The organism is Terriglobales bacterium, from assembly GCA_035457425.1.
GTDB lineage: Bacteria > Acidobacteriota > Terriglobia > Terriglobales > Acidobacteriaceae > JACPNR01.
Genome location: DATIBR010000160.1, coordinates 1 through 12690, shown reverse-complemented (window position 1 = coordinate 12690; position 12690 = coordinate 1). Strand labels below are relative to the sequence as shown.

Here is a 12690-nt window from a genome sequence, read left to right as displayed (position 1 = left end):
CGCGCGGGCACTCCGTAGGAGACTTCAAACAAGGGGAGTTTGTTGGTTGCGGCGTAGCAGGCGAGGGCAATACGAGCCCTCCGCGCGGATCACAGGACTGGTGTGGTTCGCAGACCTCAGTAGGTGCAGGTTTCTCCGTCCAGGCCAACCTCATGTCCAACGACAAGGTTTGGCCCGCGATGGCCAAGGCGTTCGAAGAGTCCAAAGGCGACCTCGCCGAGCGCATGCTGGCCGCCCTCGACGCCGCGCAGTCGGTCGGCGGCGACATCCGCGGGCGCCAGTCCGCCGCCCTTATCGTGGTGAAGGCGCACTCCAGCGGCAAGCCCTGGGAAGATCGCATCTTCGACCTGCGCGTGGACGACAATGTGGAGCCGCTCAAGGAACTGCGCCGCCTCGTCGCGCTCCAGCGCGCCTACAACCACATGAACGCCGGCGACCTCGCCGTGGAGCACAAGGACCAGGAGGCCGCGCTGCGCGAGTACGCCGCCGCCGAGCAGATAGCCGAGACCGCCGAGGGCATTCCCGCCTCGCGCCTCGCCGAGATGCGCTTCTGGCACGCCGTCGCGCTCGTCAACATGAAGCGCGTAGACGAATCGCTGCCCATCTTCGCCAAAGTCTTCGCCGGCCCCGACGGCGCCAACTGGCGCGAACTGGTCGGCAGGCTGCCGCACTCGGAGCTGCTGCCGAATGATCCCGAACTCATCAAGCGCATTCAGTCCGCGAAATAGGATTCACCACGGAGACACGGAGGGCACGGAGAGAAACAGGTAATCAAAATCTCCGTGTGCTCCGTGCCTCCGTGGTAGGTTGACCTTTCGATGACTCGCCGAGAATTGCTAAAGCGAGCTGCCCTCGCCGCGCCCGCGGTGCTGCGCGGGCGCTTCCTGCTCTTCGCCCAGTCGCCGCGCGCCTATTCGGACCGCTGCATCAAGCTGGTCGGGCGGTCGCTGGTCATCGACATGCTCAGCCAATTCAAGCTGGGTGGCTTTCTCGACGTGCTGCCGCAGCCCGGCCCGCGCGTCACCACCTGGTTCTCGCATCCCGAGACGTTCACGCCGGCCGACTACGAGCGCTACCGCTCCTCCGGCATCACCGCCTTCCAGATCGGCTGGGGCTACGGCCCGAACGCCTACGACGATGCCAACACCATCCTCGCTGCCTGGAACCGGTTCATCGCGGCGCACCCGAAGGAGCTGGTGCGCATCGACCGCGCGCCGTTCTTCGCCTTCGCCAAGCGCACGGGCAAGATCGGGATCATCCTCGGCTTCCAGAACGCCGAGCACTTCCGCTCGGTCTCCGACGTGGACGCGTTCCACGTGCTCGGCCAGCGCGTCTCGCAGCTGACCTACAACTTCGGCAATGCCATCGGCTGCGGCTATGAAGAGCGGCCCGACACCGGCCTCACGGCTTACGGCGCGAGCGTGGTCGCGCGCATGAACCAGGTCGGGATGGCCATCGACGTCTCGCACTGCGGCGACAGGACGACCTCGGACGCGCTCGCGGCCTCGACCAAGCCGGTGGTCATCTCGCACTCCAACTGCCGCGCGCTCAACCCGCACCCGCGCTGCAAGACGGACGACCAGATCCGCGCGCTCGCCAAGAACGGCGGCGTGATGGGCATCAGCGCGGTGCAGATGTTCGTGCGTGCGGGCGGCGCGGCGACCCTCGAGAACGTGCTCGACCACTTCGACCACGTGGCGAAGCTGGTGGGCGTGGAGCACGTGGGCATCGGCTCCGACAGCGACCTCGACGGCTACGACAAGCTGCCTCCCGTGCTGCATCGCCGCATGCTCGCCGGCTACAAGGAGAACGCGCCCGCGCGCGGCGACATCCCCGGGCTCGACCACCCGCAACGCGTCTTCGACCTGACCGAGGGCCTGATCCGGCGCAATTACTCCGACGACGCGATCGAACTGATCCTGGGCGACAACTTCCGCCGCGCGCTCGGCAGTATCTGGAAGTAGTCTCTTTCAGCTGTCATTCCGAGGAGCGCAGCGCCGAGGAATCTGCGGTGCCATCAAGAGCAGATTCCTCGCTTCGCTCGGAATGACAAGTGTGGTATCCCTTAACGCCTGTGATCAGCTACAAAGGGTTCGACCACGTGGCGCTGGTGACCAAGCGCCTGCCCGAGATGGTGAAGTTCTACAAGGAAGGCCTTGGGCTGAGCATCGAGAGCGAGGGCACGGCGAAGGCGGGCTACAAGGTCGTCACGCTGGGAGCGGGCAGCGCCATCCTGGACCTGCTGGAGGCGACGCCGACGAATCCCGCGCCCGCGGCGAACCTCACCGAGACGCACTTCTGCCTGGTGGCCCACGGCACCTCGATCTACGAGGTCATCAGCGCGCTCAAGCGCTCAGGCCTCACGCCGCTGCCGGCGGAGGTCACGACCGGCGCGGAAGGGAAGAGCCTCTCGACCTTCCTGCGCGACCCGGACGGGAACCTCGTCGAGATCAAGGTCTATTAAGACCAGTTTCCGGTTTCCCGTTTCCCGTTTCCGGCGGAGCTATACTGAGAAGATCCCACCCTAAGCGGAAATCGGGAACAGGAAACTGGAAACCATGTTACTAAGCGGCATCTTCCCTGCGGCGACCACGCCCTTCTACTCCGACGGCTCCATCTACTTCAAGAAGTTGGAGCACAACCTCGACCGCTACTCCAAGGCGCCGCTGGCGGGCGTCGTGATCCTGGGTTCGACGGGCGAGGCCATCCTGCTGAGCGACCAGGAGCGGCGCGACGTCCTGAAGTGCGCGCGCGGCGCGGTCACGCCGGAAAAGGTGCTGATCGCCGGGGTGGGGCACGAATCGGCGCGCGAGACCATCGCGCTCTCCGAGCACGCGGCGACGCTGGGCTACGACGTCGCCATGGTGCGCACGCCGCACTACTACAAGGCGCAGATGAACCCGCCGCAGATGCTCGCTTTCTACCGCTTCGTGTGCGACCAGTCGCCGCTGCCGGTCATCATCTACAACTTCCCGCAGGCGACAGGCTACGACATTCCGGCGGAGCTCGTGATCGAGCTCGCCGGGCACCCGAACCTGATCGGCATCAAGGAATCCAGCGGCAACATGGAAAAGGTGGAAAAGATGGTCGCGGGGACGCGGCACATCAAGCGGCAGGTGGCGGTGACCGAGCAGCAGCAGGCGGTGACCGCGCGCCTGCGGAGCGCGCCCGCGGCAGCGAGCGCGCCCACGGCCGAGTTCGTGCCGGCGCAGGCGATCGGCGGCGCGGCGGTGGCGACCGCTCCGCCCAAGGTCACGCTGAAGACCAGGCAGCGCGAAGTCGGGTTCCAGGTGATGGTGGGCTCGGCGCAGACGCTGAAGGAGTCGCTCGACCGCGGCGCGGTGGGCGCGATCCTGGCGTTCGCCGATTGCGCGCCGACGGCGTGTTTCGAGATCTACGCCGCCTGGAAAGACGGCGACATGGCGCTGGCCGGCGAGAAGCAGGCGCGCATCAAGGAAGCGGCGACGACCATCGTCGGCAAGTACACCATCCCGGCGATCAAGTACGCGATGGACCTGAACGGCTACTATGGCGGGCCGCCGCGACTGCCGCTGCTGCCGCCCGACGCCACCATCAAGGCCGACATCGAGCGGCTGATGGAAAACATCCGGAACTAAGGTGGCGAGAAAGAAGAAGCCGGCGCGCCTTCGGCCCGCACGGCCGCCCGTTTTGCACAAGACCTCGGAAGGGCTCAAACCCTACGTGACATTCCTCGAGCGCGAGCTCCTCTCGTGGCCGCAGGTAACGGCCAAACCGATGTTCGGACTGACGGCGTACTACCGCGGCCCGCACATCTTCGCGGCGCTGCCGCGCACGCGCGCGCTCGATTCGCCGGACTCGGTCAGCTACAAACTGCCGTCGGAAAAGGCGCGCGGTGCGCCCGGCCCGGGCTGGAAGTCCATCGAGATCTTCTCTGACGGCGACCTTCGCCAGGCGCTCGCAGCGTTCCACCGGGCATACCAGGAAGCCGCCGGCAGGAGACGTTAGGCCGCGCGCTTGCCCTTCGGCTTGCCGAGTCTCTGCTCCAGCGCGCGCAGGACTTCTTCCGGCTCGGCCTGCAGCCGGCTGCGCTTCTGCGGTCGCGGCTCCGCTTTTCGCTCCTGCTGCTGGTCGCGCCCCATGGCGGGCGGGTTCGTTGCCGGATCCTTTCCCTGGGTCTCGCCGGTCGCGGGGTCGACGATATAGAGGAGGTCGGAGAGCTCGCTGGCGTGCTCTTCCTCGTCCGCCAGGATGTGCTCGACCATGCGGCGCGTGGTGGGGTCGTTGTCGCCGAAGTAGCGCACCATCTTCTGGTAGACCTCGATGACGATGCGCTCGGCGATGAGGTCTTCGCGGATCATGTCGGCGAGCGTCTCGCCTTCGATGTACTGCGAGACCGAGCGCTGCAGCAGGGAAGCGGGGTTGAAATCGGGTTTCCCGCCGAGCTGCTGGATGCGCTCGGCGATCTCGTCGGCGTGCTCGCGCTCCGCGTCGGCGTGCTCCTTGAACTCGCCGGCAACGCTCTTGCCGTGGACGCCGGTCGCCATGAAGTAATGGTGCATGTAGCGCAGCACGCACACGATCTCGGTGGCCAGCGCCTCGTTCAGGATGGCGATGGTCTTTGCGACGTCGCCCTGGTAGGACTGCGTCACGGCTCCTTCTTCGATCTTGCGCACCGCGCGCTCGCGGATCTGCTCCACATCCTTGACGAACTCAGGCATGGTCCTCCCCTTCGGCCAGGAAACGGCCTCCTGGATTAGAAGTCGCAGGCCATGAGAAATGATGTCCCAAGGAAAAAGGCCGTCCGCCGCGGGGACGGCCCTTTAAGAACAGCCTCTATTGCGCCGCCGCCGGCATGGGGCCGATGTGGATGGGCGCCCGCGTCATCCCGATGGCGCCGGAGAGGGCGTCGCGGACCGCGATCTTGAGGATGTAGTCGCCGGGATCGAGCTTCAGCGGGATGTCGAAGCGGGGTCCCATCTGGTGGAAGATCTCCAACTGTTCCTTGCTGAAGACTGCCGATTGCGAGCGGCCGGCGTTGGCGACCATCTTGCCGTTCTTGTCGTAGGCGGCCACCAACAGGTCGATGTCGATCTCCTCGCCGCCGTCGGGCTGGGGGTTCGTCTTAAGGGACTTGGAATACACGATGACCTGCACCGTCGCGTCCTTCGACCCGGGCTGCGGCTGGAGGACGCGGGCGTCGATGGTGACGGCTGTAGCCGGAAAGGGATCGGAGAGCGCCACGCGAATCTCTTCCTGCCGCGCTTTTGCCTGGTCCTTTGCCTTCAGGTTCATCGGATGGCTCAGGTCCACCGCGTAGTAGCCGGTGCGGTAGCGCAGCTTCACGTCGGTCCGGTTCACCTTCACCTGTATTTTCCGGAACTTGTTGTCGAAGTTCTTGTCGTCGGGGTAATAGCCGATGACGTAGCTCTCGCTGCCTTCGGCGGCTGCGATCGCGACCGCGTTATCCACGTCGTTGCGGTTGTAGAAGGCCTTGCCGCCTGTCTGGCCCGCGAGCTCTTCCATCACCATCTTCGAGGAGCGCGTCTCGCGGTAATCTTCGTCGCCGACGCGACCCAGGTTGGAGAACCCGCCCATGCGTCCGACGATGCCCGCGGTCTGCGCGTCGGATCCCAAGCCCACGGTCAGGCCGAGCGCGTCCACCGGATAGACCGAGACGCGCGCCTGGGTCAGCAGCGCCTCGGTCAGCTTGAACTGTTCCGCAAAGCTCTGGGAGAAGCCCATCGTGCTGGGCGTGTCGGGCATGAAGTCAAACGGAAATGCCGATGATACCCAGATCAGGTTCTTGCGGCCCGGATAGCCCGCCGTCGCGCGCGCGATGGCGCGCATGGCTTCCATCGTGATCTGCACGCGCTCCTCGAGCGCGCGCGTCACCTGCTCCGCGGTGAAGTAATTCAGGTTCGCGACGATGCGGTCATATGCGCTCTGCCCCAGGCCCTGCAAACCTTCCAGCACGACCGGCTGGTCGGGCGCCGTGGTCGACCGGTTATAGGTCGTTGATTCCATCGGCTTGAAGTTCTCCAGCGCCTTCCGCAGCAACTCCGGGTCGGTGGTGAAGTCCTGCAGGACGCGCACCTCGTTCCCCAGCGCGAGCACCGCCGTCGCCGTCGACGATTTGTACTGGTTCGTCAGGTACTTGAGCAGCTCCTGCCGAACATAAGCCTGGTTCTTCGTCTTCGTGTTCAGGCCATCCAGCAGGATGACCGTGACGGCATTGCTCAGCCCCGTACCCTTCAGCGCTGGTCGGTTGCTGAGGTAGTTCGCCGGCAAGGGCTTCGCCTCCTCATTCCTCGGGGTGAAGCGCTCGAATACCGAGAGCTTCTGTTCCTTGCCCTTTTCCGTGACGACGAAGTCACCCATCTTCAGGTCCTTGACCGGCTTGCCGCTATTGTCGGTGGCGATGACGTCGATCAGGACGAGCCGCGTCGTGGCCTTGATGGTGTCGCTCTTTTCTTGTGGCAGGGCGGAGGTGACAAGCAACATGCAGGAGAGCAGGGCTGCCAGGGTGCGCTTCAGGAAGGTCACGGAATGCCTCTTCGGATAAGGGGGATACTGGGGAACCGTCATGGTAGGACGCTCCGGAGGGCGCGTCAACCAGCGTCACCGCTCCGGCGCTCGTGGAAAAGGAGTAAAGTAGGGGACCGCAGCCGCTGCCTGAGCGGCTCGTTCTGACCATCTCCTGCTCCCGCCGCTCGTGTTCCCGGTCAGGATTGCGGCCTCACAGGCTCCGGTGATACCCGTCACCGACCCTTACCCGATTTGGGCCTGAAATCGTCCTGTACGAACGGCTTGCGCGCCTCCCGCAGGCCAGGAGGTACCGATGGCGGACGATGAAGTGAAGTGTCCTCTTTGTAAGGGACACGCCGTTCTTACCCGCGAAGAGGCGCTCGCGCGCCTCGAGAGCGAGGATTTCCGCACCACCATCCAGGGCTACCACCGCCCCAACCTCAACCTGCCGGAAGATGCCGGGACCGAAGGCGAGTGCGAGCTGGCGGCCGCGCCTTCGCACGCGCGCAACCTGACGCCCGAGCGAGAACTCTCGCGCGGGTGGCTCGGCTGGGGACGCAGGAGCCCGAAGGAGTAGCACCAGGCTGATCGGCTCGCACCACGTCATAGGAAGCATATGCACTGTTAATCGAACAGCTCCGAGGAGAAATCAACATGGTCACAACGCAAGCGGCCCCGCCGCAGCTCCAAGAAGACCTGAATCCATTCCACATCGCCAGCCAGCAGTTCGAGGCCGCGGCGGACAAACTAAAACTCGATGCCGGCCTGCGCGCCACCCTGCGCAACCCGCGGCGCTGCCTCGTCCTCTCGCTCCCGGTCCGCATGGACGACGGCTCCATCAAGGTGTTCGATGGTTATCGCGTGCAGCACAACATCGCGCGCGGTCCCGGCAAGGGCGGCATCCGCTACCATCCCAACGTCTCGCTCGATGAAGTGAAGGCGCTCGCCTCCTGGATGACCTGGAAGTGCGCGACCGTCAACATCCCGCTCGGGGGCGCCAAGGGCGGCATCATCTGCGATCCGCACAAGCTCTCCAAGGGCGAACTGGAGCGGCTGACCCGCCGGTACGCGGCGGAGATCAGCATGATCATCGGCCCCGACCGCGATATCCCCGCGCCCGACGTCTACACCGACGGCCAGGTGATGGCGTGGATCATGGATACCTTCAGCATGATGTCGGGCAACAACTCGCCCGGCGTCGTGACCGGCAAGCCGATCTTCCTGGGCGGCTCGCTGGGACGGAACGAAGCCACGGCCCGCGGCTGCGTGTTCGTCATTCGCGAAGCCTGCAAGACCAAGAACATCGACCTGAAGAACGCCACCATCGCCATCCAGGGATTCGGGAACGCGGGCTCGATCGCCGCCGACCTGCTGTTCCGCGAAGGCGCCAAGGTGATCGCCGTGAGCGACACCAAGGGCGGCGTGATGAACAAGAAGGGTCTCGACGTCCCGGCCCTGCTCACCTACAAGCGCAAGACCGGCTCGGTGGTGAACTTCCCCGGGACCGAGGCGCTGCCCAGTGAGGCGGTGCTCGAGCTGCCGTGCGACATCCTGATCCCGGCGGCGCTCGAGAATCAGATCACCGGCGCCAACGCGGCGCGCGTGCAGGCGAAGATCGTCGCGGAAGCGGCGAACGGACCGACCACGCCCGCGGCCGACGCCATCCTGTTCAAGAAGGGCATCCTCGTGCTCCCCGACATCCTCGCGAACGCCGGTGGCGTGACCGTCAGCTACTTCGAGTGGGTGCAGGACCTGGCCGAGCTCTTCTGGGACGAGGACGAGGTCAACAAGAAGCTGGAGAAGGTGATGGTGAAGTCGTTCAACGACGTGCTGGCGATGGCGACCACGCACAACGTGGACATGCGCACCGGCGCCTTCATCCTGGCCATCGACCGCGTGGCCATGGCGACGCGGACGCGCGGCATCTGGCCATAACCCTGGCCTGGCAACACTTGGGGCGACCCCGCGGGGTCGCCCCATAGTTTTGCTTCCCGCTAGCTGCTCAGCGTTAGCACCGGGCAGGGCGCCTGCGAGATGACGTCGTAGGCGACGTCGTGCGGGGCATGCGACGCCAGCCCCGAGTATTTCGGCTTGCGCACGCCCATGACGATCAGGTCACTGTGCTCGCGCTGGGCCGTCTCGAGGATGCGCTGCGCGGGCGGTCCGTATTCGATCAGCACCTCGGGCGAGCAGAACAGGTCGGCATCTTCCGGGATCAGGCGCTTCAGCCGGCTGCGGATCTCCATCAGCCGCCGCTGCGGCTTGGCGCGCAGCTCGCGCGGATCGGAGACGACGTGCAGCAGGGTCACGCGGCCGCGGTCGTCCATCGCGAGCGACAGCGCGTAGGAGGCGGCGTGCATCGAGGGCTCGTCGAAGTGCGTGGCGAACAGGATCTTGCGGATGGGCGTCGCCTCCGCCACCGTGGTCATCCTCGGCCCGACCGTCATCACCGGCAGGGAAGTGCCGCGCAGCAGCTCCTCCGCGGTGGAGCCGAACACCAGCTTCGCCAGCGTGCTGTGCTGGTGGCAGCCCATCACGACCAGGTCGATCTCGTACTCTTCCGCGATGCGCGGGACGACCTCGTGGAACGGTCCGTTCTCGAGCAGCAAGGCGTGCGAGACCTCCTTGAGGCGAGTGTGCAGTTCCAGGTCCTTCAATTCCAGTTCCGAGCGGCGGCGCTCCAGGTCGGGCCAGCGCCGCGTGGGGTCTTCGGGGACGAACGTGCTTTCCGCCGGCGGCAGCAGGTGGCAGGCGATGATGCGCGACTCGCGCAGCTTCTGGATGCGCAGCGCGTGCGAGAGCGTGACGTGCGAGTGGCGGTCCAGATCGACCAGCAAGAGGATGTTCTTGAGTTGGAGGTGGGAGCGGAGGAGCGGGATCATTTCAGGCTGTGCGACGGGCATGGCGCCTCCTTGCGGGGGACGGCGGGGAAGACTCACACGCATCCATTGCGACGGTACCGCGCGGCTTGCGGCCACGCGGTGACGCGGGTCACAGCAGGCAACTTGACGGAGGCGCGCGGCTATCCTATAATTCGAACGTTCGTTCGGATATGGCGACCACCCCAGCCCTCGGCCGCAAACGCTCGGCCGAAACCCGTGCCCGCGACCGGCGCTTCGACCGCCGGCTGGGCGAGATCCTCGCCTTCGCCACCGACGTCTTCTACGAGAAGGGCTACGAGGGGGCGTCGATGCGCGACCTCTCGCGTGCCAGCGGCATGTCGCTCGCCGGCCTGTACCACTACTTCGAGTCAAAAGAGAAGCTGCTCTACCTCATCCAGCGCACGACCTTCCGCACCATCATCGAGCGCGTCCGCAAGCGCCTCGCCGAAAGCAGCGACCCGGTCGAGCGCATCCGCATCTTCATCGCCAACCACCTGGAATATTTCCTGGCGAACAAGAAGGGGATGAAGGTGCTGTCGCACGAGGCCGACTCGCTGAAGAACGGCTACGGCAGGGAAGTCGCGGCCATCAAGCGCGAGTACTACGCCATCTGCCTCGGGCTGGTCGAGGACCTGAAGCGCGCGCAGGGTTTAGAATCTTCGCCGCGCCTCGCAGTGCTGAGCCTGTTCGGCATGATGAACTGGATCTACACCTGGCACAATCCGCGCGTCGACGCCGACGCCGGCGCGCTCAGCCGCCAGATGGGCGACATCTTCCTCAACGGTATCCTCGCTTCCAAAGCCAAGATTGGCGCAGCAAGAGAAAAGACGAGTGCGCGAAGCGCACCGAGTTCAAGACGATAAAGGAGCTTTATGGCCACCACCACTGCTGAAGCAACCAAGACGCTGGTCAACTACCGCACCGATGGCGGTGTGGCGATCATCGAGATGAACGATCCGCCGGCGAACACCTACACCTACGAGATGAACCGGCAGCTCGACGAAGCCATCCTGAAGGCGCGCTTCGACAACGACGTGCACGTGCTCGTGCTGACCGGCAACGGCGACAAGTTCTTCTCCGCGGGCGCGAACATCAAGATGCTGGCGTCGGTCGACCCGGTCTTCAAGTACTACTTCTGCCTGCACGCCAACGAGACGCTGCTGCGCCTGGAGCACACGCCCAAGCTGGTCATCGCGGCGCTCAACGGGCACACCGTCGGCGGCGGCCTGGAGATCGCGATGGCGGCCGACATCCGCATCGCGCGGCGCGACGCCGGCAAGATCGGCCTGCCGGAGGTGAATCTCGGCGTGCTTCCCGGCACCGGCGGCACGCAGCGCCTCTCCCGCCTGGTCGGCAAGTCCAAGGCCATCGAACTGATGGTCACCGGCAACACCTTCACCTTCGAAGAGGCCAAGGAGATGGGCATCGTCAACGACATCTTCGAGCGCGAGGACTTCATGGCGAACATCATGGAGTACGCGCGCCAGTTCTGCCCGCCCAACAAGGCGGCGATGGCGGTCGGGCACATCAAGCGCTCCTGCCAGACCGGCTCGGAGATCCCCATGGAGTCGGCGCTCGCCATCGAGCGCGAGCTGCAGTCGCTGCTCTTCAAGTCGGCCGACGCCAAGGAAGGCCTCAACGCCTACGTCGAGAAGCGTCCGGCGGACTTCAAGGCGAAGTGACGGCGTTTGGCGGGCGTGAGCGCAGCGGGAGCCCGCCGCCGTCATCCTGAGCGAGTGCTCGGCCGGTCGCGGCCGAGCACGAGTCGAAGGATCTCTAGAGTCGCAACCGGAAACAGGAAACGGGAAACTGATTCATGATCGCAGCAACCAAAGCGAACGTTAAGCCGGGGAAGCTCCTCATCGGCGGCGAGTGGGTGGAAGGCAAGAAGACCTTCAACACTGTCAACCCCGCCACCGGCGAGGTGCTGACCCAGGTCGCCGAGGCGAGCGCGACCGAGGTCGACGCCGCCGTGCGCGCGGCGCGCAAGGCGTTTGACTCGCGCGACAAAGGCTCCTGGTCCACCATGCCCGCCAGTGAGCGCGGTCGCATCATGTGGCGCCTGGCCGACCTGCTCGAGCGCAACATCGACGAGTTTGCCGAATTGGAGACGCTCGACAACGGCAAGCCCATCTTCGAGTCGCGCTACATCGACATGCCGATGGTGGTCGACGTGCTGCGCTACTACGCCGGATGGGCCACCAAGATCCACGGCCAGACCATCAACGCGCTGGCGAACGCCTTCAGCTACACGCTGCGCGAGCCGGTGGGCGTCGTCGGCGCCATCGTGCCATGGAACTTCCCGCTGCTGCTGGCGAGTTGGAAGCTCGGCCCGGCGCTTGCCTGCGGCAACACCGTGATCCTGAAGCCCGCCGAGCAGACGCCGCTCACCGCCCTGCGCTTCGCCGAACTCGCGCAGGAAGCGGGCCTGCCCGCGGGTGTGCTGAACGTCATCACCGGCGGACCCGAGACCGGCGCGGCGCTGGTGCGCCATCCCGAGGTCGACAAGATCGCCTTCACCGGCTCGACCGCCGTCGGCAAGGAGATCATGAAGGCCTCCGCCGAGACGCTGAAGCGTGTGACGCTCGAGCTCGGCGGCAAGTCACCCAACATCGTTTTCGCCGACGCGCCGGTCGACCAGGCGGTGCGCGGCGCGCTCAACGGCATCTTCTACGGCAAGGGCGAGGTCTGCTCCGCGGGCTCGCGCCTGTTCGTCGAGAAGAAGATCGAGGACGAGTTCCTCACCAAGCTGGTCGAGTCCTCGAAGAAGATGAAGCCGGGCGACCCGCTCGACCCGAAGACGCGGCTGGGCGCCATCGTCAGCGAGCAGCAGATGAACACGGTGCTCGGCTACATCGCGGCCGGGAAGCAGGAGGGCGCGCAGCTCGCCGCCGGCGGTAATCGCGCGTCGGTCGACGGCAGCAAGGGATACTTCGTCGAGCCGACCATCTTCCGCGGCGTGACCAACGAGATGAAGATCGCGCAAGAAGAGATCTTCGGGCCGGTGCTCGCCACGCTCAGCTTCGACGACGTCGATCAGGTCGCTGAGCTCGCCAACAAGACCATTTACGGTCTCGCTGCCGCGATCTGGACCTCGGACATCAAGCGCGCGCACAACCTCTCGCGCCGCCTGAAGGCCGGCACGGTCTGGATCAACACGTACGGCGACGGCGACGCCTCGTTCCCGTTCGGCGGCTACAAGCAGTCCGGCTTCGGCCGCGACCTCGGCGCCGAGGCCATCAACCATTACACGGAAGTGAAAGCCGTCTGGGCACGGCTCTAGGGAGAATCATGCCAGGCA

The 12690-nt window shown here is 65.5% G+C and carries 13 protein-coding genes; 10 read left to right on the top strand and 3 right to left on the bottom strand.

All coding sequences use genetic code 11. From position 1 onward, the window contains the following. From VLA96_12160 to VLA96_12140, 5 genes are all read left to right on the top strand, one after another. A partial coding sequence (locus VLA96_12160; protein HSE49953.1) for a DUF1028 domain-containing protein occupies positions 1 to 728 on the top strand: 728 nt, incomplete at its 5' end. Positions 729 to 818: 90 nt separating this feature from the next. After that, on the top strand, positions 819 to 1964 hold the full coding sequence (locus tag VLA96_12155) for a membrane dipeptidase (GenBank protein HSE49952.1): 1146 nt from the start codon (positions 819 to 821) through the stop codon (positions 1962 to 1964). Between the two features lie 110 nt (positions 1965 to 2074). Further along, on the top strand, positions 2075 to 2464 hold the full coding sequence (locus VLA96_12150) for a VOC family protein (protein HSE49951.1): 390 nt from the start codon (positions 2075 to 2077) through the stop codon (positions 2462 to 2464). Between the two features lie 94 nt (positions 2465 to 2558). After that, positions 2559 to 3617, top strand: coding sequence for a dihydrodipicolinate synthase family protein (locus VLA96_12145; protein ID HSE49950.1), 1059 nt, complete (start codon positions 2559 to 2561; stop codon positions 3615 to 3617). 85 nt (positions 3618 to 3702) lie between these two features. Further along, a complete protein-coding gene (locus VLA96_12140) occupies positions 3703 to 3987 on the top strand; it encodes a hypothetical protein (protein ID HSE49949.1) in 285 nt (94 codons plus the stop codon). On the opposite strand, the gene VLA96_12135 is transcribed toward VLA96_12140, so the two are convergent. Beyond that, complete coding sequence (locus VLA96_12135) at positions 3984 to 4700, bottom strand: ferritin-like domain-containing protein (GenBank protein ID HSE49948.1); 717 nt, start codon at positions 4698 to 4700, stop codon at positions 3984 to 3986. The two genes, VLA96_12140 and VLA96_12135, sit on opposite strands and share 4 nt — an antisense overlap. 115 nt (positions 4701 to 4815) lie before the next feature. Then, positions 4816 to 6525 (bottom strand): VWA domain-containing protein, encoded by a 1710-nt coding sequence (locus VLA96_12130; protein ID HSE49947.1) that lies wholly within the window; start codon positions 6523 to 6525, stop codon positions 4816 to 4818. Positions 6526 to 6820: 295 nt separating this feature from the next. On the opposite strand from VLA96_12130, the gene VLA96_12125 reads away from it, so the two are divergent. Together VLA96_12125 and VLA96_12120 are read left to right on the top strand one after the other, a co-directional pair. Beyond that, positions 6821 to 7084 carry a hypothetical protein gene (locus VLA96_12125; GenBank protein ID HSE49946.1) on the top strand — a complete coding sequence of 88 codons (264 nt, stop codon included), beginning with the start codon at positions 6821 to 6823 and terminating at the stop codon, positions 7082 to 7084. 77 nt (positions 7085 to 7161) lie between these two features. Next, a complete protein-coding gene (locus VLA96_12120; GenBank protein HSE49945.1) occupies positions 7162 to 8442 on the top strand; it encodes a Glu/Leu/Phe/Val dehydrogenase in 1281 nt (426 codons plus the stop codon). Positions 8443 to 8501: 59 nt separating this feature from the next. On the opposite strand, the gene VLA96_12115 is transcribed toward VLA96_12120, so the two are convergent. Beyond that, the gene (locus tag VLA96_12115; protein HSE49944.1) at positions 8502 to 9410 is read right to left on the bottom strand and encodes a universal stress protein; all 909 of its coding nucleotides are present in this window, start codon (positions 9408 to 9410) and stop codon (positions 8502 to 8504) included. A gap of 149 nt (positions 9411 to 9559) precedes the next feature. Between VLA96_12115 and VLA96_12110 the strand changes: the two genes are divergently transcribed. The 3 genes from VLA96_12110 to VLA96_12100 all read left to right on the top strand — a co-directional run bounded on the left by VLA96_12110 (position 9560) and on the right by VLA96_12100 (position 12672). Further along, the gene (locus tag VLA96_12110) at positions 9560 to 10252 is read left to right on the top strand and encodes a TetR/AcrR family transcriptional regulator (protein ID HSE49943.1); all 693 of its coding nucleotides are present in this window, start codon (positions 9560 to 9562) and stop codon (positions 10250 to 10252) included. Positions 10253 to 10261: 9 nt separating this feature from the next. Continuing rightward, positions 10262 to 11071 (top strand): enoyl-CoA hydratase/isomerase family protein, encoded by an 810-nt coding sequence (locus tag VLA96_12105; protein HSE49942.1) that lies wholly within the window; start codon positions 10262 to 10264, stop codon positions 11069 to 11071. Between the two features lie 134 nt (positions 11072 to 11205). Further along, complete coding sequence (locus VLA96_12100) at positions 11206 to 12672, top strand: aldehyde dehydrogenase family protein (protein HSE49941.1); 1467 nt, start codon at positions 11206 to 11208, stop codon at positions 12670 to 12672. Positions 12673 to 12690 lie beyond the last annotated feature (18 nt).